This is a genomic window from Rhizobium sp. Root491 (assembly GCF_001427205.1).
Lineage (GTDB): Bacteria > Pseudomonadota > Alphaproteobacteria > Rhizobiales > Rhizobiaceae > Agrobacterium > Agrobacterium tumefaciens.
In genome coordinates this window covers 498,957-522,059 of sequence record NZ_LMFF01000012.1, presented here as the reverse complement: position 1 = coordinate 522,059, position 23,103 = coordinate 498,957, and the positions used below count along the sequence as shown (strand labels likewise).

The window sequence follows — 23,103 nt, the reverse complement described above, 5'->3', positions numbered from 1 at the left end:
CGACTATAAAAACTATCAGGAGAACTTCGATGACGGCTGTAACTGCCGCGCAGGTGCGTGCGGCTGCGAAAACGCGCGTGAATGAAAGCAACCTCAACTCGGTAATGATGGCGCTCAGCAAGTACGGGTCTGAATTCGGCCTTGATCTGCCTCACCGCGTCGTCGCTTTCCTCGCGCAGCTGATGCACGAAAGCGGTTCGTTCAAGTACGATCGCGAGATCTGGGGGCCGACGCCGGCACAGGAGCGATATGATACCCGCTCCGACCTCGGCAATACGCCTGCAAAAGATGGGGACGGTTTCAAGAACCGTGGTCGCGGACCTATCCAGGTGACAGGCGGATACAACATCCGTGCCTTTCACGAATGGTGCAAACGGAAGGACCTCAATCCGACCGACTTCGTTTCCAATCCGGATCTCATCAACACAGATCCGTGGGAGGGTCTTTCTGCCATCTGGTACTGGGATGAAGGTAACCCCGATCGCAAGAGCCTCAACCGCTATGCCGACCGTAACGATGCGGAGATGATCACGCGCCGCATCAATGGCGGCCTGAACGGTTTCGCCGATCGGCTCGACTATTATACCCGCCTCGGCCTTGTGGTGCTTGGCTTTGATGTCAAGGACATTCGAGGGTTTCAGGGGGCCGCAAAGCGAGCAGGGAAGTACGCCGGCAATCTGGATGGTCTCGACGGCCCGCAGACGCGTGCTGCCATTCATCTGACGCTGGTCGACCTCGCGTCGAAAGCGCAGGTCGCGCAAGCTCAGATCAAGGCGGCTCCGGTGACTGAAGAGAAGCCTGTGGCTGTCACGCCACCCAGCCTCGATGCGCCCTGGTGGAAATCGAAAGAAGTTATCGTGCCTGTCGTGACAGGGAGCGGCCTCTCTTCCGGTCTGGCTGCTGTTGGCTCAATGCCGTGGCAAAATCTTGCCCTTGTGCTTCTGGCTTTCGCTCTGGCCGCCGCATTCCTCCTCTGGCGCAAGAAGTCTGACGCAAAGGCGGTGTCTGACCAGGTGCGGGAGATGGCCTGATGTGGAAGCTTATTCCCAACTGGCTCAAGATCGGGGCGGCGGCTGTTGTTGGCGCTGCCTTGCTTTCCATTACGTCGTTTCAGATCGGAAAGCGCGAGGGCAAATCAGTCACCCAGATCGAGGCGGCAAAAGCTGCCATTGAGCGCATCAACACGATGGAGAAAAACAATGCCTCCTTCCGTAATATGTCGGATCGTCATCGTTGTCTTGCTTTCATGCGCGATAGCGGCTTGCCAGACAGCGCCTGCGACTAACGGATCTGGCTATCAGCGCGTTCAGTTCTCGGACGCAGAGGCCGCACGTCTCGCTTCACAGGATCCGACAGCCGGTCCCGCAATATACTCCAACAATCGCCAGTGCAGCCAAGACGCTGCTTGCCGGAAATGACAGCGGGGGCGACAATGGAAAGCGGATATCAGGGCACGGGAATGTGGGTGCGAATCCAGCACCGCTTCGGCCCACGCATGATGGAATGGTTCATGGCTGGGCATCTCATCGCCTTCGGCTGGGTTCTTCTCCTTCCATCGCAAACCTTCAATCAACCGGCGTTTATGGGCTTTAACGAGATCGTGCCGTCGGAGGATTTTCTTGGCTGGATCATGTTTGTCGTCGGGTGCTTGCGTATCATTGGCCTCGTCATCAATGGCGCCAGGAAGAACGTCACACCACAGATACGGCAATTCTCGGCAGCAGCCGGGTGCATGATCTGGTCAGGCATAGCATACGCTTTTGCATCTTCCGGAGTCATCAGTACGTGGATTGCCATCTATCCGCTCTTCGCCATTGGAGAGCTGATCAACATCCACCGCGCGGCGCATGATCAGGGAGAAGCTCGCAATGGAAAAACTGGCTGATCTTCCGCCTCTGGCGCTTGTTGTGTTTGGTGTGACGCTGGCTGTGATTTTTGCCGTGAGGCACTTTGGGCTTTCTGCTGGTGCGAACACTTCTCCACAAAGAAGTCAGGCCTCTGCGCAGGTTGCTGCCGTCATCGTCGATCCCACTGCACTTAATAATGCCGCCGAGGCGGTCAGGGCGCATACGGCTGAAGCCATCAATATGCGAAAGTCGTTTGAGCGCGGGACGGACAAGATCTGCGATGCCATTGATCGACTGAGTGACCAAGTCGATGATCTCCAAAAGGAGATGATCCGCCGAGGCGGGTAAAAAGAAACCCGCCAGCAGCCTCGTACTGCTGGCGGGTTTGCTATTTGCTCAATTCACAGAGAGCGCGGCGTTAAACCACGCTTATTCTATCGATACAAGCGTGTCTGATCTTGCCCGATGAGACAAAAGTCGAGTGACACGCCACATTGTAATCCCTCGCCGTTCTCGAAGCTTCCCAAGCTGAATATCGGTGGGAAGCTTCGCACCCCAGTGTGAGGTGGCTACGAGGCCTTGAACATATCCCGCTGTGGATAGTGTTCCCAACAATGCCAAGATGACCTCTCGGCCTTGGACCGACTGAAACCAAAGCCTCCCCACTTCTTGCAACCGGGATGCTCGCACCAGTGGTTCTCATGGATGCCGTCTCCGGCTTTCGTCTGGTCGCTCATTGATGGATATCCAGTTCCCGCAGTTTCCAGCCTCCCGGGGGTGGCGAGGCCTGTAGCTTTGTGGCGCGCTGTGTGAGCTTTGCAGAGGCAATTATCTTTGCCTCACGTTTCGATGTCGCTTGAACGTTGATAACCCACCGGCCGGATTGAAATCGATATGTCTTTGGCTTAGCGCTGTCGACGAATTGACATCCTGCGACAAAAGCAAGGCGCATCCGGGCTTTGTCCTGGTCGGTTGCGCCCCTCGCTGTCTTCCACCAATTTTCAAAATTTTGATCGATCTCACTCTTAAGCATGTTCTTATTATGTTCTTGCGCGAGTGAGAGTCAATCTGGTTAGCCAGACCTTGCGGAACACATCGTGAAATTATGTGGCTAACCGATCAGTTAACCAATTGAAAAAGCCTTCTTTTGCTAGTCTCTCCGGGACTGCGGTGCATATTACCCTTAAACTCGCTATCGAGACGATCGCAGAGCGGCCTCAATATAGTTGCTCTTAATCATATAGGCCTCACTCGCGCCAGCTCGGCATATCATCCCCGCGAAGAACGCCATTGCCTTGTCATTCACAAATTGCACAGAAAACGCTGAGCCTCCGCTTAACCCGTTTGGGTTGAAATTCAACGGCCCCTCCGCCGTTCTTAGAACAAGCACTGCGCGATCGTTCGAGGGCCTTTCCAGCTGATAAATAACCTTGACTTTGACCAAACCAAGCCGACTTTCCTCCTCGCCAAGGTGGTATTCTTGATGCTCAAAAGAGAAGCCAGCCACCTGCAAAAATGCAGTGTGAGTACTTGGGGCATTGGGAGGAATGGCTCTGAAATTAAAAAATAGAGATTGAAGGGAAGGCGTCCCTTTGACGGATTCAGTGAAGTCAAAAGCAATTATATCGTTGGCCTCCGATACATTATCCTGAGCAAATTGCAGGACGCCTGAAGCCGTTATGACGACAGCTTCATCGGAAGCAAATATCCCAATCCGACTGAGATCCACATCTTTGACCTGATGATAGCAGCAAACCATGTAGAGCCGCCCGCTATAACATAGCAAGGTTCCAGAGCCACAAAGAGTTACCGGGTAGGTGGGGTCGTCATTCACAGCCACCACGCAAACCGTGTATCGAGAAAGCACCGCTTGAATGTTCTGGAGGGCCACGCTGAGACCGTTAACAAGAACGTAAGGGCGCGGTTTGAGATGATGAAAATTTAAAGGCAAAGCAGTCCTCTTCATCAATCTCCCCTCGCATTAGGTGAGGGGCGCGTCATGGGTTTCTCAATGAAAACAACGGCGCTCACAGGGTAGTCGGTGAGGGATCGTCAGATTGTGTTCCATGAAAATTAATGATGTTTATCAACGTCTTACATCATTAATCATCATGATTTTTGGTGTCCACGAGAGGATTCGAACCTCCGACCCCAGGATTCATACCACTTCGGCTTTAGCCGCCGCCCATCTCCATTGGATAGGACGTTCGTGGTCTGGACTGTCCCTTCACCGTGAGCCTTTCGGCTTTTAGGTGCTGCCCATCCAGTCTCTACACCTTCACCGGATTTCTCCGGAGCTTGGCTCGGGATTGGCATGCTGGAAGACCAGCGAAGCTTTCCCCGACTTTGAGCAGATCGATTGCGTCGTTTCCGGGCGCAACCCCCAATTTGTCTTAGGAATCCTGTGCTCTATCCTGCTGAGCTACGTGGACACTGAATTGCTCTTTAACCTGCCGTAGCCGGCGGATCAACCGCGTTCTTTATCGCGGTCGATCTGTTCCTCTGCTTTCTTTGCGTCCCGGCAGTCAGTTCGTCAGGCGTTGCTCGGCAAGTTTCACCCAATAGGAAATGCCGTAGGCGATGGCGTCGTCGTTGAAATCGTATCCAGGGTTGTGAAGGCCGGCCGAATCGCCGTTGCCGATGAAGATGAAGGCACCCGGCCTTTCCTTCAACATGAAGGAAAAATCCTCGCCCGCCATGGAAGGGTCGACATCGGGGTCGACGTTCTTTCCACCAGCTACATCGCGGGCGACGCGGATGGCGTGGTCGGTCTCGTCCGCATGGTTGAAGGTAACCGGGCAATAACGCTCATAGACGACCTCGGCTTCCGCTCCATTTGCAAGCGCTATGCCTTCCGCCATCTGCTTGATGCGATCCTGCGCGAGATCACGCACCGTCTCGTCCAGACTACGCACCGTGCCGGCAATCAGCGCGTCGTTGGGAATGATGTTGTGGCTGGAGCCGGCGTGAAAGCGTGTGACGGACACAACCACGGATCGGATCGGATCGGCATTGCGCGAGGCGATCATCTGCAGATTGCCGACGATCTGTGCGCCGATGGTGATCGGGTCGATCGTGCGGTGCGGCTGGGCCGCATGGCCACCACGACCTTTGACAGTGATCGAGAACTTGTCCGGTGCCGCCATGATACCGCCCTTGCGGATGGCGAACGAGCCGAGCGGAATACCCGGCATATTGTGCATGCCGTAGACCTCATCGATGCCGAACCGCTCCATCAGGCCGTCCTCGACCATGGCGAGCGCACCCGCGCCGCCTTCTTCGGCGGGCTGGAAGATGACCGCGATGGACCCGGTGAAATTGCGGGTTTCCGCGAGATATTTGGCGGCGCCAAGCAGCATAGCGGTGTGGCCGTCGTGGCCGCAGGCATGCATGGCGCCTGCGGTTTTGGAAGCCCAGGGTTTGCCGGTTTCCTCAAGGATGGGAAGAGCATCCATATCCGCCCGAAAACCGATGGTGCGATTGCCTGGAATATTGCCTCTGATGATGCCGACCACGCCCGTGCGGCCAAGACCGGTCACGATTTCGTCAACGCCGAAAGATTTCAGCTTGTCCGCAACGAAAGCTGCGGTGTTGTCGACATCATACAAAATCTCGGGATTTTCATGCAGGTGACGCCGCCATTCGCTGACTTCCTGCTGAAGTTCGGCGGCTCTGTTCAAAATCGGCATTCGTTCATTCCTGGGTTCATCGGTGCGGCATGGCGTAAAAGCCTATCCTCCGCGGTGGATAGTGCGCCGCATAATTGACGTAATCAATGTACTTTGCCATTGCTAGGACATATATGGTGAATATTGCCATTCCCTGACTGAAGACGGGAATTCGAGGATAAGCCTTGCCACAGAATCTTAAATCGCCAAACGCCGCCCGACGGCTCTCCGCAGCCATTGCCATCATGACCGCCGGCCTTGTTGCCGCTGCACCCGTGGCGAATGCCAATCCGAAAATGGTGGTCGATGTCAAAACCGGCAAGGTGATTTCCCACCAGGAAGCGTTCCGCAAGTGGTATCCGGCCTCGCTGACCAAGCTGATGACCGCCTATATCGCCTTTTCGCAGATGAAGGCCGGCAAGCTCAGCCCGCAGACGGAAGTGGTGATGAGCAAGAAGGCGGCCGACCAGCCGGCCTCGAAAATGTATTTCAAGCCCGGCCAGAAGCTGACGATGGACAGCGCGCTGAAGCTGCTGCTTATCAAATCCGCCAATGATATCGCTGTGGCGATTGCCGAAACCATCGGCGGCACCAGCGATAATTTCGTGGCGCAGATGAATGCGCAGGCGCAGCGGCTTGGCATGAGCTCCACCCGTTACATCAACGCCAACGGCCTGCCCGGCAAGGGCCAATATACGACGGCGCGTGACCTTGCGCTTCTGGCGTTGATCATCAAGCGGGAATTCCCGGAATATGCCCATTATTTCTCGCTGGAAGGTGTCACCACCGGCAAGAAGGACTACGCCAACTTCAATATGCTCGTTGGCCGCTTTGATGGCGCAGATGGCATGAAGACCGGCTTCATCTGCGCATCCGGTTTCAACCAGGTGTCCTCCGCCGTGCGCAACGGCCGTTCGGTCATAACTGTGGTGCTGGGGGCAGATAGCCTTGCCGGGCGAACCGACCAGTCCGCTGATCTGCTGCAGATGGGACTGACGGCGCCCTCGGGCCAAGGCGTTTCACTCGCCTCGCTGGCACCCTATGGCGATACCGCCGAGGTAAACGACGTCAGTGCCGAAATCTGCAATCCGAAGGCGGCCAAGGTGCGCAGCGAAAGCCGCGACGAGACCGGCCGCATGGTCATCCATTCGCCCTACGTTACGGAAATGACCCGTCCGCCGGAATATTCTTTCGCGGGTCTCATTCCCGGCAGTGAGACGGTGGCGGTCAACACCGCCAAGGGTGCGAGCGCCAAGGGACAAGTGGCCAACGTGCCGATTCCGATCCCGCGTCCGACATTCTGATTTCGCCTAACCGCACTCTTTATGGATGAGGGCGCGCGCGAAGCCTGAACGCTGCGCGGAATCTGTATTCGCAGCTTCGGTTTGTTATGATATTACAGTGTCGCTCGTGGCCTTCAGGCCCCGGGCGATTTTTTGTGATTATTGCGCGGTTCCGGATCTAATATCGGCCAACGATCTGCCGGAGCGGCCATCAACATACAGGCAAGACATGTCTCGCGATCGCATACCGGTTTCAATCATCACCGGATTTCTCGGCGCCGGAAAATCGACGCTGCTCAACCGGCTTCTCAAAGACCCCGATATGAGCGACGCCGCGATCATCATCAATGAATTCGGCGATGTCAGCATCGACCATATGCTGGTTGAAAGTGCAGGCGAGGGCATCATCGAACTGGCGGAAGGCTGCCTTTGCTGCACCGTTCGCGGCGAGCTGGTGGATACTCTGGCGGAACTGATGGACGGCATCCAGACCGGCAAGCTGAAGCCGGTGAAGCGTGTCGTGATCGAAACCACTGGTCTTGCTGATCCCGCTCCCGTCATGCAGTCTGTCATGGGCAACCCGGTGATTGCGCAGAATTTCGTTCTGAACGGCATCATTACGGTTGTGGATGCCGTGAACGGCCTGTCCACACTCGATAATCACGAGGAAGCGGTGAAGCAGGCGGCGGTGGCCGATCGGCTGGTGATGACGAAGCGCGCGCTTGCCGATGCTTCCACAATTTCCACGCTGACGGCCCGCCTTCAGGCGCTAAACCCGCGCGCGACGATCGAGGATGGTGATCGGGCGGATTGGAGTGCTGCCGCACTGCTGGATAACGGTCTTTACGATCCCGGCAGTAAAAATGCCGATGTCGGCCGCTGGCTGGGGGAAGAGGCGGAACACGATCACCACGACCACGACCACGATCACCACGACCACGACCACGATCATGACCACCACCATCATGGCGACCACGATGGCCACCATCACCACCACGATGTGAACCGGCACGACGCGTCGATCCGTTCCTTCTCGATCATTCACGACCAGCCGATAGCCCCGATGGCGATCGACATGTTCGTGGACTTGCTGCGTTCGGCGCATGGGGAAAAGTTGTTGCGGATGAAGGCCGTCGTCAAGCTGTCGGACAATCCAGACCGACCCCTTGTGCTGCACGGGGTACAGAACATTTTCCACACACCCGAGCGCCTCGCGGCATGGCCGGACCCGTCTGACCAGCGCACGCGCATGGTGCTGATTACCAAGGATTTGCCGGAGGCGTTCGTGCAGGACCTGTTTGCTGCGTTCACCGGCACGCCGCGCATCGACCGTCCGGACAGGCAGGCGATGACGGACAATCCGCTGGCGGTTTCGGGGTTGAGGTTTTAGGTCGCAAAACGGTGGTTGAAACCCGCGGGCGGGGCACCCCTTTACCCTGTCGAGTATCTCACCCTCAATGGGGAGATCGAGTGGAGTATTCTCGGCAGCGAGGGTAATTACGCTCCCTTCACGATCCTGAATCGGTGTCCTTTGGTCAACGTCGTAGTTTCAACCAGGCTATGCCCATCCTGGTTGCACATATGGGCAATATCGATAACCGCCAGCGGGTCGGTCGTCTCTACAACAAGAACATCGCCCGCCTGCAGGCCAGCGAGTTTTTTACGGCTTCTTAAAACCGGAAGGGGGCATTTAAGCCCCCTCAAGTCGAAAACTATGTCAGCCGTGTCGGTCATTCCTTGGCCCAGAACTTCCAGAACGGCTTCTTTTCCGGCGCTTCCGCTGGCGGTGCTGCGGAAAAAGCGAGCGGGTTCATGGCCGGCACAGGGACCTGGGCGGCAGTTCCGTTCTGACCAGGCCCCGAAGCCGCAGGCGTAGCAGTGGCAACCATTGTCGGGGCCGCCGGGGCAGGGTTCGATTGCGGAGCTGCGGGCTGGGTTGCCGAAGGATGCGGCGTCCGCAGAGAAGACGCGGTTGCGGTGGTCGCCGGCGAAGACGAGGTCACCTGCTGCGCCTTCTTCTCCATCAGCGCGGCATATTCCGTTTCCTTCATCAGCTTGCCGGCTTTCAGCGCCGAGCCGGTCGGAGCATAAGCGGGTTCGCGGCCCTTGCGCTTTTCGGCAACCAGCGCCTTGCGCTCCGCCTCGCTCGGGTCGTACCAGGCCATGCCGTCATATTTCTTCATCGCCTTTTCATAGGCGAGATCATAGGTCTTTTCGTAGCTAGAAAGTGCGCTCACCAGTGCTGGCGGCGTGCTCATGGCCGGGCATTGCGCAGATGCGTTGAACGTGCCGCCTTCGGTCTGCTGGTTGAAGACATATTTCTTCTCGCAGACATTCACTTCCGGCGGGCGTTTCGTGACTTCGAAATTGTCGTAACCGACCTTCAGCATCTTCCAGAAATCGAGATGTTCGCTCTGGCGGTGGCGGGCCATGTTTTCCGCGGTCATACGGAAGGGAAAGGCCTGCAGCTGAACGGTCTTCTGGCCACCCTTGAAGGCGTCGCGGGCGAAACCGTAGATTTCAAGAATCTGCGCGTCCGTCATCGAATAGCAGCCGGAGGACGAGCAGGCGCCATGGATCATCAGATTGGTGCCGTTGCGGCCGTTGGCGGCATCGTAGCGGTTCGGAAAGCCGGTGTTGATGGCAAGGTAATATTTAGAGTTGGGATTGAGGTGCGCGGGCGTCAGGTTGTAGAAACCTTCCGGCGCCTGCCGGTCGCCCTCTTTCACCTTGGGGCCGAGTTTGCCGGACCAGGCGCAAATCTGGTATTCGGCAATCTTGTCGAAGCGGTTGTCGCGCTTGGCCTTCCAGATTTCCAACGCGCCTTCTTCCTTGAAGATGCGGATCATGATCGGCGAGGTGCGATCCATGTTCTTCTTGTCGATCTCGGCAAGAATGGACGGAGAAAGCGGGTAATCAACCTTGTTTTTAACGTGGGAGACGTCGCGTTCGACGGTTTCGAGCGTATCGTTGCAGCCGCTGAGAATGAGCGCGGTGCAGGCAAGAAGTGCAAAATGTGTCAAACGCATGATCTGATCCGAAAGACGATGGCACGGGCGACGGAGTTCTACACCGTCCCGCGTGTATTTTAAATACGGTATTAACCGTTTACATCTTCTTAACTCAAATCGGACCCGCCCCTGCGGCCGCCGATACATCTGTTGATGTGACCGGACTATGGCCGAGTTGGGGCGAGATTCAAGGAAAATAAGGCTGGAGCTAGATTGTTTTGGCTTCTTTTTGATCCACCAAAAAATCTAACTGCCTCTTTTTGCGCATTTCCGCACGTAAACCGCTGCGCACTTTTACTGGAAACGCTCTAAAGGTTTCTGCCGATATCCAGGAATTTCTGGCGGCGTTCGGCGCGCAGCTGCGTGCCCGAGCGCTGCGAAAGATCGGCGAGCGCCTTGGCGATAACGTCGCCGGTGGCACCAATCACGGCCGCCGGATCACGATGCGCGCCGCCCATCGGCTCGGGAATGATGCCGTCGATGACGCCAAGCGACTTCAGATCTTCCGAGGTGATTTTCATGTTGGTCGCGGCTTCCTTGGCACGGGTCGAATCGCGCCAGAGAATGGAAGCGGCACCTTCCGGCGAAATCACCGAATAGATCGCATGTTCGAGCATGTAGACGCGGTTGCCCGTGGCGATCGCGATTGCGCCGCCCGAGCCGCCTTCGCCGATGACGACGGAGACGATCGGCACCTTGACGTTGAGGCACATTTCCGTCGAGCGGGCGATGGCTTCTGCCTGACCGCGCTCTTCTGCGCCGACACCGGGATAGGCACCAGCGGTATCGATAAGGGTCACGACCGGCAGCGAGAAGCGGTCAGCCAGTTCCAGCACGCGGATCGCCTTGCGGTAACCTTCCGGACGCGGGCTGCCGAAATTGTGCTTCAGGCGGCTTTTGGTGTCATTGCCCTTTTCCTGGCCGATAATGGCGACGGGCTGGCCATTAAAGCGGGCAAGGCCCGCCTGGATGGCAGCGTCTTCGGAAAATTTGCGGTCGCCTGCAAGTGGCGTGAAATCCGTGAACAGCGCCTTGGCGTAATCGACGAAATGCGGGCGCTGCGGATGGCGCGCGACCTGCGTTTTCTGCCACGCGTTCAGCTTGGAATAGATATCCTGCATCGCGTCATTGACGCGTGATTCCAGGCGATTGATCTCCTCCGAGGTGTCTATGCTCTCGTCTTCATCGGCAAGCTTCTTCAGCTCGATGATCTTGCCTTCAAGGTCCGAGATAGGTTTTTCGAAGTCGAGATAATTGTGCATGAGATCCGTTTCCGATCGTTTTGCGCAAGGTTTGAGCCGGATTATCCGGCGGTTCCGGTCGCTCTAATCAAGGTTTTTGCCCTGTTTGGCAAGGGGGTGATGTGTTTGTACCAGCTCTTGCAGGCGTTCTTCCAGCACATGTGTATAGATTTGTGTCGTGGAAATGTCGGAATGGCCGAGCAGTTCCTGCACGGCGCGCAGGTCGGCGCCGTTCTGCAGAAGGTGGCTGGCAAAGGCGTGGCGCAGGACATGCGGTGACACCGCCGAGGGATTGAGGCCCGCGCGAATGGCAATGTCCTTCAGGTCGCGGGCGAAAACCTGTCGCGGCAGATGCCCTTCCTTGCTGTTTGAAGGAAACAGCCACGGACTTTCCGGACTGTCAGCCTTTTTGGGGGACGCGGGCGTCCTGCTTTTCTCAGGTACGAGCGACTTCCTGGCCGCGTCGTATTTTTCCATCGCCTCGATGGCCGCGCGAGACAGCAACACCATGCGGTCCTTGTTGCCCTTGCCGCGGATCATCAGGAAGCGTCCCTCCTGGCGCAAAACCTTGACCGGCAGCGAAACGAGTTCGCTGACGCGCATGCCGGTCGCGTAGAGAAGTTCGAGCAGGAGATGCATGCGGATGCGGGCAAGCTGGCCGGGGCCGGTTAAGGCGGTCTCTTCAGCAGCGATGCCAAGAAGTTTTGTCACGTCCGCGACGCTCATCGTCTTGGGCAAGGTGAGGCCCTTCTTGGGTGCATCGATGGTACCGGTCGGGTCGTCGCCGCGAAGTCCTTCAGAATAGAGGAACCGGTAGAATTGCCGCATGGAAGACAGGCGTCTTGCCTGCGACGTGGCTGCAAAGCCCTGAGTGGAAAGATGGGTCAGATAGGCCGACAGGTCTGCCGTGGCGGCTTCCATCAAGGACTGGCCTCGGCCACCGAGAAATTCACGCAGATCGGAAAGGTCGCGTTCGTAAGAAGAGAGCGTATTGGCGGCGGCACCCCGTTCGGCGCTCATCATTTCCAGAAAACTTTCGAGCCGCGCGCCGTCCCGCCCGCTCATCTCTTTGCTACTCATGGGGTGCGCCTTGCCGGCTCCGCCGACGGCGGGTTCAGCCGCTCGGAAGGAATGCGCACCGTCACCTCGCGATCATTGGGCTTGACGAACATGACCAGCAGCACCATGCCGCCATAGATCAGCCCCGCGATGGTTGCCAGTATCATCGTGAAGCGGAAGAGGGTTGGCATGGCGGCTCCGTGAGGGTGGCTGTCTGAAGGTATATGCGGTGCAGCGAAAGCGGCGACAAGATCAAAAAGCGGTAGTCCGCCGCTGCCGCATGCGGCGATGAATGTGATTCAACGCAATTCAGTCAGCAATTTGGCTTGACGCTTCGTAAACATTTGCAGATATCCATGCCAAACGGGCTTTCAATTTTATGAATGAAAAGAATTTATCTGTCCCGGTCACACTCGGGGAGCAAGCGCGGGCCAAGCTCGCCGGGCGCAACGTCGTCTTTGTCGGACTGATGGGGGCTGGAAAGTCCGCGATCGGTCGCATGGTCGCCCAGCAGCTCAAGGTCTCCTTCATCGACACGGATGTCGAAATCGAGCGTGTTTCCCGCATGACGATAGCCGAACTTTTCGCCACCTATGGCGAGGAGGAGTTCCGGGCGCTGGAAACGCGGGTCGTCAAGCGGCTGCTGCGCGGTGGCCCCAAGGTCATTTCTACCGGCGGCGGCGCTTTCATCAACGACAATACCCGCCGGCACATCACGCGCGGCAGTGTGTCGCTGTGGCTGAAGGCCGATATCGAGGTTTTGTGGGAAAGGGTCAACAAGCGTGATCATCGCCCGCTTCTCAAGACCGAAAACCCCAAGGCCACGCTGGCGGCCCTGATGGAGAAACGGTATCCGATCTATGCGGAAGCGGATCTGACCATCGAATCCCGCGATGTCCGCAAGGAGATCATCGTGACCGAAGTGCTGGGCGCCATCGCCGGCCTTGAACAGAAAGACTGAGCATCATGACGCCTTCCGAAATCCACACCGACGAACGTCTTGTCCATGTGCCGCTCGGTGAGCGCGCTTACGACATTCTGATCGGACCGGGCCTGATCGGCAGGGCGGGCGGCGAGATTTCGTCGCGGCTGAAGGGCAGGCGTGCCGCTATCATCACTGACGAGCATGTTGCACCGCTTTACCTCGAAGGCCTGATGGACGGCCTGCAGACGGATGGCATCGAAGCCGTTTCGCTGACCTTGCCCGCAGGCGAGAAGACCAAGAGCTTCGAACATCTGGTCACTGTTTGCGATGCCGTTCTCTCCGCACGGGTGGAGCGCAACGATGCGGTGATTGCACTTGGCGGCGGTGTTATCGGCGATCTCGCCGGTTTTGCGGCGGGCATCGTGCGTCGCGGCGTGCGTTTCGTGCAGATACCGACCTCGCTTCTGTCGCAGGTGGATTCCTCCGTCGGCGGCAAGACGGGCATCAATACCCGCCAAGGCAAGAACCTTGTCGGCGTTTTCCATCAGCCCGATCTGGTGCTGGCCGATACGGCGGTGCTCGATACGCTGAGCGAGCGCGAATTCCGCGCCGGTTACGCCGAGGTGGTGAAATACGGCTTGATCGACAAGCCGGACTTCTTCTTCTGGCTGGAAAAGAACTGGGATGAAATCCGCACCGGCGGTCCCGCCCGCATCCAGGCGATTGCCACAAGCTGCCAGGCGAAGGCCGATGTGGTGGTGGCCGACGAGAAGGAAAACGGCGTACGCGCCCTTCTGAACCTCGGCCACACATTCGGCCACGCGCTGGAGGCAGCAACGAATTATGACAGCAAGCGGCTGGTGCACGGCGAAGGTGTCGCCATCGGCATGGTGCTGGCGCACCAGTTTTCCGCCCGCCTCAACCTTGCAAGCCCTGATGATGCCGCGCGCGTCGAAGCGCACCTCAAGGCGGTTGGTCTGCCAGTGTCAATGAAGGATATTCCAGGTGAACTGCCGCCGGTCGAGATGCTGATGGCGGCAATTGCGCAGGACAAGAAGGTCAAGGGCGGCAAGCTCACCTTCATCCTAACTCACGGCATCGGCCAGTCCTTCGTGGCCGACGATGTCGCGACGTCCGAGGTGCAGTCTTTCCTGTCGGAAAAGCATCCCGGCTGAGGCTTAAGGCGCGCGTTGCCTAGAACCGCGTCGGCTCCCCCGGCGCCGCCGCCTCGATGGCGAGGGCATGCAGCCCGGCGTCGAGTTCCGGTTTCAAAAGTGCATTGATCGCCCGGTGGCGCTCAATGCGTGACTTGCCTGCGAAGCTTTCAGACACTATCTGAACACGCATATGCGTCTCGCCGGTGCCGGTTATGTCCGGCTGATGGCCGGCATGCATCTGGCTTTCATCGATCACCACCAGGCGTTGCGGCGAAAAGCTCTGCCGAAGCTTTGTTTCTATGCGTTCTCGCAGGGACATGCGATGGGCTCCAATCCTGTTGGCTGGTCTTTAAAAGGGGCTACCTAAAAGCCTGCAACATTCCGCTTTGTCAATTCTTGTTGTGCGCCTTTTCGCACCCCATAATCAGGGCATCATGAAACTGGATTCGAAATATTTCGACCGCATCCGTACACGCAGAAAAAGGGATAGGGAACCTGAGGTTCAGGCCCCGACCTGCCAGTGGGACGGATGCGACAAGCCGGGCGCTCACCGTGCACCTGTCGGCCGCAATGCCGAGGGGCAATTCTTCCTGTTCTGTTTCGAGCATGTGAAGGAATACAATAAGGGCTATAATTATTTCTCCGGCCTGTCTGACACCGAGATCGCCCGTTACCAGAAGGAAGCGATCACCGGCCATCGTCCCACCTGGACGGTTGGCGTGAACAAGACTGCGCGCGACAGCCCGCTGCACTCCACGCTGCGTTCCGGCGCGGCGGGCGCGGCCAATGCCCGCATCCGCGATCCTTTTGGCTTCACGAATGGTTTTGCAAACGGGGCAAAGGCCGGCGGCCAGCGCCTGCAGCAGGACCGCAAGTTGAAGACGCTGGAGGCGAAAGCCTTCGATACGCTCGGCCTTTCTGCGGGTGCAAAGCAGGAAGAGATAAAAAGGCGCTATAAGGAGCTTGTCAAAAAGCACCATCCTGATGCTAATGGTGGCGATCGCGGCTCGGAAGAACGTTTTCGGGCTGTTGTTCAAGCATATCAATTGTTAAAGCAGTCAGGTTTCTGCTAAGCCAACGTTCGTGTTTACCGCCTGATTGATGATGTGGCCGGGTGGCCGCCGCCCGCCTTGGAGACGTGATGAGCAAAATCGACCTTGATATTTCCAACCTGCCCGACACGACGGTGTCCGTGCGGGAGGTTTTCGGCATTGATACGGATCTGCGGGTTCCCGCCTATTCGCAGGGCGACGCCTATGTGCCCGACCTTGATCCCGACTATCTTTTCGACCGCGATACGACGCTCGCTATTCTTGCCGGTTTTGCTCACAACCGACGCGTCATGGTTTCCGGCTTTCACGGCACGGGAAAGTCCACCCATATTGAGCAGGTAGCTGCCCGCCTGAACTGGCCCTGCGTGCGCGTCAATCTTGACAGCCACGTCAGCCGTATCGACCTCGTCGGCAAGGACGCCATCGTTCTTAAAGACGGCAAGCAGGTCACCGAATTCAAGGACGGCATTTTGCCCTGGGCCTACCAGCACAATGTCGCGCTGGTCTTCGACGAATACGATGCCGGTCGCCCGGACGTGATGTTCGTCATCCAGCGCGTGCTGGAATCCTCGGGCCGCCTGACGCTGCTCGACCAGAGCCGCGTTATCCGTCCTCACCCCGCCTTCCGCATTTTTGCGACCGCCAACACGGTCGGCCTCGGCGACACGACGGGCCTTTACCACGGCACGCAGCAGATCAACCAGGCGCAGATGGACCGCTGGTCCATCGTCACCACGCTGAACTACCTGCCGCATGAGCAGGAAGTGAACATCATTGCCGCCAAGGTAAAGAGCCTCAACAACCCGAAGGGTCGCGAAACCGTCTCCAAGATGGTGCGTGTGGCCGATCTTACCCGTTCGGCCTTCGTCAACGGCGACCTTTCCACGGTCATGAGCCCGCGTACCGTCATTACCTGGGCGGAAAATGCGGAAATCTTTGGCGATCTCGCCTTTGCGTTCCGCGTGACCTTCCTCAACAAGTGCGACGAACTGGAGCGCACGCTGGTTGCCGAACAATATCAGCGGGCTTTCGGCGTCGAGCTGAAGGAAAGTGCTGCGAACATCGTTCTCAGCGCCTGATCTTCCCCGGCTTGTCCGGAGAACATCACCGATGACTTGAAGACGCCGGCGGGCCGCGCATCCTTGGATGGGCGGCTCCGAAGCGTCGACAACTGACAGGAAAGACAATGGCAGCGCGCGGCGACAATTCCAGAGCAAAACCGGGTACGGCGGTCGATACCGAACCGTTGCGTCAGGCGATTGCCGGATGTGTGCGATCGGTTGCCGGCGATGCAGAGGTTGAGGTCGTTTTCGCCAATGAGCGGCCTGGCCTTGCCGGAGAGCGCATGCGCCTGCCGGAAATTTCCAAGAAACCCACCGCGCAGGAAATCGCCGTCACCCGTGGCCTTGGCGATTCCATGGCGCTTCGCCTTGCCTGCCATGACGCTGACACCCATGCGGTGATGTCGCCGCAGGGTGCCGAGGCGCGGTTGATCTTTGACGCTGTTGAGCAGGCGCGGGTGGAATCCATCGGTGCACTGCGCATGCCGGGCATGGCCTCCAACATTCAGGCCATGAACACGGAAAAATATGCCAAGGCGAATTTTTCGGGCATCAACACGAAGGACGATGCACCGCTTGCCGAAGCCGTCGCCCTTTTGGTGCGCGAGAAGCTGACCGGCGAAAAGCCACCGGCCAGTGCCGGCAAGGTTCTCGACCTGTGGCGCGACTTCATCGAGGACAAGGCCGCCGGCGACCTGAGCGACCTTTCCAAGGTGATTGGCGACCAGAAGGCTTTTTCGCGGCTGGTGCGCAAGATGCTGACCTCCATGCAGATGGCGGAGGAATTCGGCGACGACGATAACGAGCCGGAAAGCCAGGAGGCAGAATCCGACGAGGAGCAGCCGCGCACTAACGAGACCGAAGAAGAACAGGTCGAGGAAGAAGCCGGTTCCGATGCGACGCCCGCTGATGAAAGCGAGGCCTCGCAGGAGGAGATGGAAGAAGGCGAGATGGACGGCGCCGAGATGTCGGACGAGGAAATGTCCGACGATCTCGATGAGGATTCCGAGACGCCCGGCGAGACCCGCCGCCCCAACAGCCCCTTCGACGATTTCAACGAGAAGGTCGACTACCGCATCTTCACGCAGGAATTCGACGAGGAAATCCACGCCGAGGAACTGTGCGACGAGGCGGAGCTTGACCGCTTGCGCGCGTTTCTCGACAAACAGCTCGCCCATCTTCAGGGCGCCGTCGGACGTCTGGCGAACCGGCTGCAACGCCGCCTGATGGCGCAGCAGAACCGTTCGTGGGATTTCGATCTGGAAGAGGGCTATCTCGATCCGGCTCGCCTCGTACGGCTTATCATCGATCCCATGCAGCCGCTCTCCTTCAAGAAGGAGCGCGACACCAAGTTCCGCGACACGGTGGTTTCGCTCGTCATCGACAATTCGGGTTCGATGCGTGGCCGCCCGATCACGGTTGCGGCCACCTGCGCCGATATTCTTGCGCGTACGCTGGAACGGTCGGGTGTGAAGGTGGAGATTCTCGGCTTCACCACCAAGGCGTGGAAGGGCGGTCAGTCGCGCGAGCAATGGCTGGCCAGCGGCAAACCCGGCTCGCCGGGTCGGCTTAATGATTTGCGCCATATCATCTACAAGTCGGCGGATGCACCCTGGCGGCGTGCACGGCGCAATCTTGGCCTGATGATGCGTGAAGGCCTGCTGAAGGAAAACATTGACGGCGAAGCGCTGATGTGGGCGCATAACCGCCTGATCGGCCGCCCCGAGCAGCGCAAGATCATGATGATGATTTCGGACGGTGCGCCGGTGGACGATTCGACGCTGTCGGTCAATGCGGGCAATTATCTGGAGCGGCACCTGCGCGCCGTTATCGAACAGATCGAGACACGTTCGCCGGTGGAGCTTCTGGCGATCGGTATCGGCCATGATGTGACGCGTTATTACCGTCGCGCCGTGACGATCGTGGATGCGGACGAACTGGCTGGCGCGATGACCGAACAGCTTGCTGCTCTCTTCGAGGATACCAATACCGCCAGCTCGTCCCGCAAGGTTCGCCGTGCGGGATAAGCGGGGCCGGGCTTTTCTTTCCTGTAAATCGCTGGCGATGGCTGCAGTTCTTGCGGTCACAGCGCTTGTTCCGGTTCCCATTGGCGCATCGACCATCGATGTTCCGGTCAGCGTTCGTCTGTTGTCAGGCTTCGAGGTAGGCACCAGCGCCAAGCGTTTCGGCAAGCTGGAATTTATCGGCGGCATGGTGATGAGCACGCCGGAAAAACTATTCGGTGCCATATCCTCCATCCGCTTTCGCCCAAACGGGCAGGAATTCGTTGCTGTGCTGGATACCGGCCACTGGCTCACGGGCAAGATCGCACGCGGCCCGTCGGGCGCGCTGTCCGGGTTGGCTGACGTGCGTATCACTGCCATGCTGGATGCCAGCGGCCGTGAACCTTCCCGCAAGATGGAAATGGATGCGGAAGGTCTGGCGCTGCGGGATGGCAAGGTATTCGTCAGCTACGAGCAGCGGCACAGGATCGATGCCTATCCCGATCCGGGGTTCGAGACCTCAAAGCCGCTCAGCCGCCTGCCTCATCTCATTCCCAACAGCGAACTGCGCCACAATGGCGGCATGGAGGCCCTTGCGGTCTCGCCGGCCGATTCGCCGCTTGCCGGTGCCCTTGTCGTGGTGGCTGAGAAAAGCATCGATGCCGACGGCAATCTTCTCGCCGCCATACTGGAAGGCCCGTTGAAGGGCACATTCGCGGTCACCCATCACCCCTCATTCGACGTGACGGACGGCGCTTTCCTGCCCAATGGCGACCTGCTGCTTCTGGAGCGCCGCTTCAATTTCGCTGAAGGGGTGGGGATGCGCATCCGCCGCATCAAGGCTGCCGATATCAGGCCAGGCGCGGTGGTGGATGGCGAAATCCTGCTGGAAGCAGGCATGGTCTACCAGATCGATAATATGGAAGGCATGGATGTGGTGAAGGGGCCTGATGGTTCCACGCGCCTCATCATCGTTTCCGATGACAATCACTCATTTCTCCAGCGCAATCTGATGTTGGAATTCAAGCTGGTGGAGTGAAGGCTCACACCTGCTGCGCCGCCTTGTAGGCAGCCATCAGATCCTCGACGGGAATGCCGTCGATCTTCATCCCTGTCATTCGGCATCCTGTTATCTGCGCGCCGGACAGGTTGGCGTTGCTCAGTTTCAGACCGGAAAGATTAACATCGTCGATCGACCAGCCGGACATGTTGCTGTCAGTAAATGACGCGCCGGAAAAGTTGATCTGGTTGAAGCTGGTTCCGGCGAGATTGACGTCGTTGAACACCGTACCCGACAGATTGACGTCGTTGAAGCTGGAGCCTGAAAGCGTGGCGCTGGCGGCCTCCACAATATCGATAACGTCATTGATCTGCATATCTGCCTGCCTCTGAGCTGTGCCACGGACCGCACACTGCAACGCAGTCGGCTGGTTTGCAAGCGCGATTCGATCCACGCTCCCACCCCAGCCTTAAACCTGGATGACAATGGTGTCAGCCCGATTTGGCGACCTTTGGCATCGGCTTCAGCGTGTTCATCAGTGCGCCGTAGGGCAGGAGCATCACGAGGCCGACGAGGATCTTCACCGAGAGGTCGCCGAGCGCCCAGGAAATCCAGCGCGGTGCCTCCAGAGCGAAGATGCCGAGCACGGGGGCATTTTCAATGGCGAAGGCATCGTTGGGACCGACGAAGGAGAAACTCGCAGCAAAGGCGATGGAGAAGAACAGCGCGGTATCCAGCACCGAACCCAGCATGGAGCCGGCAAGAGGTGCGTGCCACCAGCGCTGGCGGCGCAGGCGGTTGAATACGGAAATATCGAGCAGCTGGCCAATCAGATAGGCGGTGCCGGAGGCAACGGCGATACGCGGGATCGAGGTCCAGAAGGACAGTGTGACACCAACAATAAAACCGGCAAGTACGACGCGGCGCGCGACTGACGGGCCGAACTGGCGGTTTGTAAGGTCTGTGACGAGAAAGGCGACCGGATAGGTAAAGGCACCCCAGGTCAAAAGATCGCCGAGATTGACGCCGAACAGCGATCCGGAAAGCGGGTATTGCACCAGAATATTGGACGCGACGACCACCAGTGTCATCAGCAGAACGTAAATGAGCGTGTAGCGCAGGTAGGGCATTTTTTTATCCTGGGTGATGCCACCAGTTGGAGCCGAATTAGAACAAGCAAAAGGCTTGAGCGGCAAAAGCCATTCAAGCCTTCTGAATATCAGTGATGTCGAAACCGCTAATTAAGCAGCTTCGGCCGTCTTCTTGGCGATCTGGCGGCGCAGGAGACGAGCGCGCATGCTCAGTTCGTTTTCGCCGGACTTCAGAAGGAAGGCATCGAGGCCGCCACGATGTTCAACGGAGCGCAGAGCTGCTGCGGAAACACGCAGGCGGAAACGCTGGCCGAGAGCATCGGAGATCAACGTAACCTGGCAGAGGTTCGGAAGGAACCGGCGCTTGGTCTTGTTGTTGGCGTGGCTGACGTTGTTGCCCGTCTGGACGCCCTTGCCGGTCAATTCGCATACACGGGACATGGGTACACCTATTTCGTTTGTCTGTTTCACCACTGGCTCGCCACCGGCAAAACCGTGGTGGCAATCCAACTGGCCATGATTGGAAAGTTGCGGTTCTATAGTCAGACGGGACTTAACAGTCAAGCCGCTCGCGAGCAAATGAAAGGAAATTCCGGCGTTTTCAACCGGCATCCGCTTTTTTATTGCCACAAGTCGGCGTATATGATCGCCCCATAAGGCCGCTTCCGCGCCTCTTTTAAGGTGATATCCAAATGATTGCCAGAGGAAAAAGCATTTTCATGGCTGTGACAATGGCGTTTGCAGGCGTATCTCCCTCGCTCGCCGCCGAAGCCCGCCATACAAGCGAATACAGCATCAATCTCGGTATTCTACCAATTGCCAAGGCGAGTTTTTCGACTCGCATGAACGGCCCGAACTATTCGATTTCCGGTTCCTTCAGCTCAGCAGGGCTTGCAAGCGTTCTGGCGGATATTTCCGGCAAGACGACGATTTCGGGTGCCAAACGCGGCCATCGGCTGCAGGCGAATACATATTCGCTTGTTTACAAGGACGGCAAGCGGGTGCGGACCTATGATGTGGTCTATCGTAACGGCAACGTCACATCGACGACGGTGAAACCGGAGCCGAAGGCGCGGCCGGACAATTGGGTGAATGTGAAGGACGGCGACCTGCGCTCCGTCCTCGATCCAATCTCTGGTCTCATCATTCCCGCCGGCGGCCGCATCTGCCCGTCGCGCCTGCCGATCTATGACGGCGAATCGCGGCTGGATCTGGTGTTGAGCCCCAGCGGCACCAAGCCCTTCAAGACGAATGGCTTCAGCGGCGATGCCGTGGTCTGCAAGGCGCGTTACGTGCCAAAGTCGGGTTATCGCCAGGGGCGCAAGGATATCGAATACCTGAAATCCATTTCCATGGAGATCTGGTTCGCCAAATCCGACAATATGGATGTGTATGCTCCGGTCTACGCCGTCATTCCGACGCGGGTAGGCCAAGTCTACATCACCGCCACCAAATATGGCGGCTGATGCAGTTACGGCGTATCGCCCGGCGACCAGCCGGGTTCGGCCATCACGAAGCTTGAAAAGGCGAAACCCGGCGAGACGGTGCAGCCGACGAGGGTGAAGTCGCCGAGGCTTTCTGCCGATTGCCAGCAATTGGCAGGTACGATCACCTGCGGGCGCTCGCCTTCCAGAATGTCGGGGCCGAGGGTAAAGGTCTGTACCTCCCTGCCATCTTCGGAAAGATGCAGGGTGATCGGAGCGCCGGCATAATAGTGCCAGACCTCCACCGCATCGGTGACGCGATGCCAGTGAGAGCGCGTCCCCTTTTCCAGAAGATAATAGATCGCCGTCGAATGGCCGCGCTCACCACCTGCCTTGTCGCGAAATGTCTGGTGGTAAAAGCCGCCCTCGGGGTGCGGCTCCAGTTCCAGTTCGCGAATGATCGCTGCCGAAGACAGATCGGCGCCCATCAGAAATTGTCCTTGCGTGTGCGGATTTCGGCAAAGACTTCGGCATCGGTTGCGCCTTCAAGGCCAAGATGACTGCGGATGCTAGCATCGGCCACCCGCATATAAGGGTTGGTCTGTTTTTCCAGCCCGATGGTGGTGGGAATGGTGAATTCATTCGCCTGCCGCGCCTTTTCGACGCTTTCGGCGCGCTCGATTAGAGCTGCGTTATCAGGATCGACGGTGAGCGCGAAACGGGCATTCGAAAGTGTATATTCGTGGCCGAAATAGACTTTCGTGTCATCCGGCAGCGCCATTAACTTCTGGAAAGAGTGCCACATATCTGTTGCCGTACGTTCGAACAGGCGACCGCAACCCATGGCGAACAGCGTATCGGCAGCAAACAGCAGGCCGTCATCGGGAAGGTAGTAGCAGATATGCCCCGCCGTATGACCGGGTGTGGCAATGACCTGAACGCGCCGTCCGGCAAATTCGAACTCGTCGCCATCGGCCTGGGACCGGTCGAGACCGGGGATCGCAATCGCCTCATCATGTGGGCCATGTATTTCGCACTGGAATTTGTCCTTCAGCGCCAGATTGGCTTCCACATGGTCCTGATGGTGATGGGTGGTGAAGATATGCGTGAGCTTCCAGCCATGCCCATGAAGAGCCTGCAGGATGGGGCCTTCCTCCGGCGCATCGATCGCGGCGGTCGCCCCGCTTTCTGGATCGTGCAGCAGAACGCCAAAATTATCACTGCGGCAAAGAAAGACGTCTATTTCCAAAGGTTTCATCGTGGTCCTCTCCATTTGCCGAC

Annotated in this window: 26 protein-coding genes; 13 read left to right on the top strand and 13 right to left on the bottom strand. The window is 58.0% G+C overall.

Features of this window, described 5'->3' with window-relative positions; genetic code table 11:
• Window positions 1-29: 29 nt before the first annotated feature.
• The 4 genes from ASD46_RS13350 to ASD46_RS13335 all read left to right on the top strand — a co-directional run bounded on the left by ASD46_RS13350 (window position 30) and on the right by ASD46_RS13335 (window position 2,195).
• The gene (locus ASD46_RS13350; RefSeq protein ID WP_060642385.1) at window positions 30-1,031 is read left to right on the top strand and encodes a glycoside hydrolase family 19 protein; all 1,002 of its coding nucleotides are present in this window, start codon (window positions 30-32) and stop codon (window positions 1,029-1,031) included.
• Entirely contained in the window at window positions 1,031-1,285 is a 255-nt protein-coding gene (locus ASD46_RS13345; RefSeq protein WP_060642384.1) for a hypothetical protein, read from the top strand. The genes ASD46_RS13350 and ASD46_RS13345 overlap by 1 nt, the downstream gene beginning before the upstream one ends.
• Before the next feature lie 147 nt (window positions 1,286-1,432).
• Entirely contained in the window at window positions 1,433-1,885 is a 453-nt protein-coding gene (locus tag ASD46_RS13340; RefSeq protein WP_035227820.1) for a hypothetical protein, read from the top strand.
• Window positions 1,869-2,195 (top strand): hypothetical protein, encoded by a 327-nt coding sequence (locus ASD46_RS13335; RefSeq protein WP_060642383.1) that lies wholly within the window; start codon window positions 1,869-1,871, stop codon window positions 2,193-2,195. Before ASD46_RS13340 ends, ASD46_RS13335 begins: the two co-directional genes overlap by 17 nt.
• 844 nt (window positions 2,196-3,039) lie before the next feature.
• Here the strand turns inward: ASD46_RS13335 and ASD46_RS13325 are convergent.
• Window positions 3,040-3,813 carry a hypothetical protein gene (locus ASD46_RS13325; RefSeq protein WP_045019021.1) on the bottom strand — a complete coding sequence of 258 codons (774 nt, stop codon included), beginning with the start codon at window positions 3,811-3,813 and terminating at the stop codon, window positions 3,040-3,042.
• 559 nt (window positions 3,814-4,372) lie between these two features.
• Window positions 4,373-5,536 (bottom strand): M20 aminoacylase family protein, encoded by a 1,164-nt coding sequence (locus tag ASD46_RS13320; protein WP_013761804.1) that lies wholly within the window; start codon window positions 5,534-5,536, stop codon window positions 4,373-4,375.
• A 224-nt stretch (window positions 5,537-5,760) separates the two neighbouring features.
• Here ASD46_RS13320 and ASD46_RS13315 point away from each other — a divergent pair, with 224 nt between their 5' ends.
• Together ASD46_RS13315 and ASD46_RS13310 are read left to right on the top strand one after the other, a co-directional pair.
• The gene (locus tag ASD46_RS13315) at window positions 5,761-6,819 is read left to right on the top strand and encodes a D-alanyl-D-alanine carboxypeptidase family protein (RefSeq protein ID WP_046205618.1); all 1,059 of its coding nucleotides are present in this window, start codon (window positions 5,761-5,763) and stop codon (window positions 6,817-6,819) included.
• Between the two features lie 208 nt (window positions 6,820-7,027).
• Entirely contained in the window at window positions 7,028-8,188 is a 1,161-nt protein-coding gene (locus ASD46_RS13310) for a CobW family GTP-binding protein (protein ID WP_060642381.1), read from the top strand.
• Window positions 8,189-8,295: 107 nt separating this feature from the next.
• Here the strand turns inward: ASD46_RS13310 and ASD46_RS13305 are convergent, their stop codons facing one another.
• The 5 genes from ASD46_RS13305 to ASD46_RS13285 all read right to left on the bottom strand — a co-directional run bounded on the left by ASD46_RS13305 (window position 8,296) and on the right by ASD46_RS13285 (window position 12,300).
• On the bottom strand, window positions 8,296-8,532 hold the full coding sequence (locus ASD46_RS13305; RefSeq protein WP_003511363.1) for a sulfurtransferase TusA family protein: 237 nt from the start codon (window positions 8,530-8,532) through the stop codon (window positions 8,296-8,298).
• The gene (locus ASD46_RS13300) at window positions 8,529-9,827 is read right to left on the bottom strand and encodes a L,D-transpeptidase family protein (protein ID WP_019564882.1); all 1,299 of its coding nucleotides are present in this window, start codon (window positions 9,825-9,827) and stop codon (window positions 8,529-8,531) included. The genes ASD46_RS13305 and ASD46_RS13300 overlap by 4 nt, the downstream gene beginning before the upstream one ends.
• A 290-nt stretch (window positions 9,828-10,117) precedes the next feature.
• A complete protein-coding gene (locus ASD46_RS13295; RefSeq protein WP_003511360.1) occupies window positions 10,118-11,071 on the bottom strand; it encodes an acetyl-CoA carboxylase carboxyltransferase subunit alpha in 954 nt (317 codons plus the stop codon).
• Between the two features lie 63 nt (window positions 11,072-11,134).
• On the bottom strand, window positions 11,135-12,115 hold the full coding sequence (gene xerD / locus ASD46_RS13290; RefSeq protein ID WP_414890513.1) for a site-specific tyrosine recombinase XerD: 981 nt from the start codon (window positions 12,113-12,115) through the stop codon (window positions 11,135-11,137).
• A gap of 11 nt (window positions 12,116-12,126) precedes the next feature.
• On the bottom strand, window positions 12,127-12,300 hold the full coding sequence (locus ASD46_RS13285) for a hypothetical protein (protein ID WP_003511358.1): 174 nt from the start codon (window positions 12,298-12,300) through the stop codon (window positions 12,127-12,129).
• Between the two features lie 188 nt (window positions 12,301-12,488).
• Here ASD46_RS13285 and ASD46_RS13280 point away from each other — a divergent pair, with 188 nt between their 5' ends.
• Window positions 12,489-13,070: a shikimate kinase gene (locus ASD46_RS13280; RefSeq protein WP_013761800.1), complete on the top strand. Its 582-nt coding sequence runs from the start codon at window positions 12,489-12,491 to the stop codon at window positions 13,068-13,070.
• Window positions 13,071-13,075: 5 nt separating this feature from the next.
• Window positions 13,076-14,209 carry a 3-dehydroquinate synthase gene (aroB, locus tag ASD46_RS13275; RefSeq protein ID WP_003511355.1) on the top strand — a complete coding sequence of 378 codons (1,134 nt, stop codon included), beginning with the start codon at window positions 13,076-13,078 and terminating at the stop codon, window positions 14,207-14,209.
• Window positions 14,210-14,228: 19 nt separating this feature from the next.
• On the opposite strand, the gene ASD46_RS13270 is transcribed toward aroB, so the two are convergent.
• On the bottom strand, window positions 14,229-14,510 hold the full coding sequence (locus ASD46_RS13270; protein ID WP_003511354.1) for a BolA family protein: 282 nt from the start codon (window positions 14,508-14,510) through the stop codon (window positions 14,229-14,231).
• A 115-nt stretch (window positions 14,511-14,625) separates the two neighbouring features.
• Between ASD46_RS13270 and ASD46_RS13265 the strand changes: the two genes are divergently transcribed.
• The 4 genes from ASD46_RS13265 (at window position 14,626) to ASD46_RS13250 (ending at window position 19,346) form a co-directional block, all read left to right on the top strand.
• Entirely contained in the window at window positions 14,626-15,264 is a 639-nt protein-coding gene (locus ASD46_RS13265; protein ID WP_013761799.1) for a J domain-containing protein, read from the top strand.
• A gap of 68 nt (window positions 15,265-15,332) precedes the next feature.
• Window positions 15,333-16,322, top strand: coding sequence for a cobaltochelatase subunit CobS (cobS, locus tag ASD46_RS13260; RefSeq protein ID WP_003511352.1), 990 nt, complete (start codon window positions 15,333-15,335; stop codon window positions 16,320-16,322).
• A 107-nt stretch (window positions 16,323-16,429) separates the two neighbouring features.
• Window positions 16,430-18,331, top strand: coding sequence for a cobaltochelatase subunit CobT (gene cobT / locus ASD46_RS13255; RefSeq protein ID WP_013761798.1), 1,902 nt, complete (start codon window positions 16,430-16,432; stop codon window positions 18,329-18,331).
• A 37-nt stretch (window positions 18,332-18,368) separates the two neighbouring features.
• A complete protein-coding gene (locus ASD46_RS13250; protein WP_041694705.1) occupies window positions 18,369-19,346 on the top strand; it encodes an esterase-like activity of phytase family protein in 978 nt (325 codons plus the stop codon).
• Window positions 19,347-19,350: 4 nt separating this feature from the next.
• Here the strand turns inward: ASD46_RS13250 and ASD46_RS13245 are convergent, their stop codons facing one another.
• The 3 genes from ASD46_RS13245 to rpmB form a co-directional block, all read right to left on the bottom strand.
• Window positions 19,351-19,683, bottom strand: a complete 333-nt coding sequence (locus ASD46_RS13245; RefSeq protein WP_013761796.1) for a pentapeptide repeat-containing protein — start codon at window positions 19,681-19,683, stop codon at window positions 19,351-19,353.
• A gap of 115 nt (window positions 19,684-19,798) precedes the next feature.
• Complete coding sequence (locus ASD46_RS13240; RefSeq protein ID WP_003511348.1) at window positions 19,799-20,437, bottom strand: queuosine precursor transporter; 639 nt, start codon at window positions 20,435-20,437, stop codon at window positions 19,799-19,801.
• 111 nt (window positions 20,438-20,548) lie between these two features.
• On the bottom strand, window positions 20,549-20,839 hold the full coding sequence (gene rpmB, locus ASD46_RS13235) for a 50S ribosomal protein L28 (protein WP_003509888.1): 291 nt from the start codon (window positions 20,837-20,839) through the stop codon (window positions 20,549-20,551).
• Between the two features lie 251 nt (window positions 20,840-21,090).
• Between rpmB and ASD46_RS13230 the strand changes: the two genes are divergently transcribed.
• Window positions 21,091-21,864: a DUF3108 domain-containing protein gene (locus ASD46_RS13230; RefSeq protein ID WP_013761795.1), complete on the top strand. Its 774-nt coding sequence runs from the start codon at window positions 21,091-21,093 to the stop codon at window positions 21,862-21,864.
• 5 nt (window positions 21,865-21,869) lie between these two features.
• Here the strand turns inward: ASD46_RS13230 and ASD46_RS13225 are convergent, their stop codons facing one another.
• Window positions 21,870-22,310: a cupin domain-containing protein gene (locus ASD46_RS13225; protein WP_013761794.1), complete on the bottom strand. Its 441-nt coding sequence runs from the start codon at window positions 22,308-22,310 to the stop codon at window positions 21,870-21,872.
• Entirely contained in the window at window positions 22,310-23,080 is a 771-nt protein-coding gene (gene gloB / locus ASD46_RS13220) for a hydroxyacylglutathione hydrolase (RefSeq protein WP_013761793.1), read from the bottom strand. The genes ASD46_RS13225 and gloB overlap by 1 nt, the downstream gene beginning before the upstream one ends.
• Window positions 23,081-23,103 lie beyond the last annotated feature (23 nt).

Bases quoted from the DNA above. Each gene is read 5' to 3' on its own strand.
- ASD46_RS13350 (WP_060642385.1), top strand. From the start codon at position 30: ATGACGGCTGTAACTGCCGCGCAGGTGCGTGCGGCTGCGAAAACGCGC.
- ASD46_RS13345 (WP_060642384.1), top strand. From the start codon at position 1,031: ATGTGGAAGCTTATTCCCAACTGGCTCAAGATCGGGGCGGCGGCTGTT.
- ASD46_RS13340 (WP_035227820.1), top strand. From the start codon at position 1,433: ATGGAAAGCGGATATCAGGGCACGGGAATGTGGGTGCGAATCCAGCAC.
- ASD46_RS13335 (WP_060642383.1), top strand. From the start codon at position 1,869: ATGGAAAAACTGGCTGATCTTCCGCCTCTGGCGCTTGTTGTGTTTGGT.
- ASD46_RS13325 (WP_045019021.1), bottom strand. From the start codon at position 3,813: ATGAAGAGGACTGCTTTGCCTTTAAATTTTCATCATCTCAAACCGCGC.
- ASD46_RS13320 (WP_013761804.1), bottom strand. From the start codon at position 5,536: ATGCCGATTTTGAACAGAGCCGCCGAACTTCAGCAGGAAGTCAGCGAA.
- ASD46_RS13315 (WP_046205618.1), top strand. From the start codon at position 5,761: ATGACCGCCGGCCTTGTTGCCGCTGCACCCGTGGCGAATGCCAATCCG.
- ASD46_RS13310 (WP_060642381.1), top strand. From the start codon at position 7,028: ATGTCTCGCGATCGCATACCGGTTTCAATCATCACCGGATTTCTCGGC.
- ASD46_RS13305 (WP_003511363.1), bottom strand. From the start codon at position 8,532: ATGACCGACACGGCTGACATAGTTTTCGACTTGAGGGGGCTTAAATGC.
- ASD46_RS13300 (WP_019564882.1), bottom strand. From the start codon at position 9,827: ATGCGTTTGACACATTTTGCACTTCTTGCCTGCACCGCGCTCATTCTC.
- ASD46_RS13295 (WP_003511360.1), bottom strand. From the start codon at position 11,071: ATGCACAATTATCTCGACTTCGAAAAACCTATCTCGGACCTTGAAGGC.
- xerD (WP_414890513.1), bottom strand. From the start codon at position 12,115: ATGAGCGGGCGGGACGGCGCGCGGCTCGAAAGTTTTCTGGAAATGATG.
- ASD46_RS13285 (WP_003511358.1), bottom strand. From the start codon at position 12,300: ATGCCAACCCTCTTCCGCTTCACGATGATACTGGCAACCATCGCGGGG.
- ASD46_RS13280 (WP_013761800.1), top strand. From the start codon at position 12,489: ATGAATGAAAAGAATTTATCTGTCCCGGTCACACTCGGGGAGCAAGCG.
- aroB (WP_003511355.1), top strand. From the start codon at position 13,076: ATGACGCCTTCCGAAATCCACACCGACGAACGTCTTGTCCATGTGCCG.
- ASD46_RS13270 (WP_003511354.1), bottom strand. From the start codon at position 14,510: ATGTCCCTGCGAGAACGCATAGAAACAAAGCTTCGGCAGAGCTTTTCG.
- ASD46_RS13265 (WP_013761799.1), top strand. From the start codon at position 14,626: ATGAAACTGGATTCGAAATATTTCGACCGCATCCGTACACGCAGAAAA.
- cobS (WP_003511352.1), top strand. From the start codon at position 15,333: ATGAGCAAAATCGACCTTGATATTTCCAACCTGCCCGACACGACGGTG.
- cobT (WP_013761798.1), top strand. From the start codon at position 16,430: ATGGCAGCGCGCGGCGACAATTCCAGAGCAAAACCGGGTACGGCGGTC.
- ASD46_RS13250 (WP_041694705.1), top strand. From the start codon at position 18,369: ATGGCTGCAGTTCTTGCGGTCACAGCGCTTGTTCCGGTTCCCATTGGC.
- ASD46_RS13245 (WP_013761796.1), bottom strand. From the start codon at position 19,683: ATGCAGATCAATGACGTTATCGATATTGTGGAGGCCGCCAGCGCCACG.
- ASD46_RS13240 (WP_003511348.1), bottom strand. From the start codon at position 20,437: ATGCCCTACCTGCGCTACACGCTCATTTACGTTCTGCTGATGACACTG.
- rpmB (WP_003509888.1), bottom strand. From the start codon at position 20,839: ATGTCCCGTGTATGCGAATTGACCGGCAAGGGCGTCCAGACGGGCAAC.
- ASD46_RS13230 (WP_013761795.1), top strand. From the start codon at position 21,091: ATGATTGCCAGAGGAAAAAGCATTTTCATGGCTGTGACAATGGCGTTT.
- ASD46_RS13225 (WP_013761794.1), bottom strand. From the start codon at position 22,310: ATGGGCGCCGATCTGTCTTCGGCAGCGATCATTCGCGAACTGGAACTG.
- gloB (WP_013761793.1), bottom strand. From the start codon at position 23,080: ATGAAACCTTTGGAAATAGACGTCTTTCTTTGCCGCAGTGATAATTTT.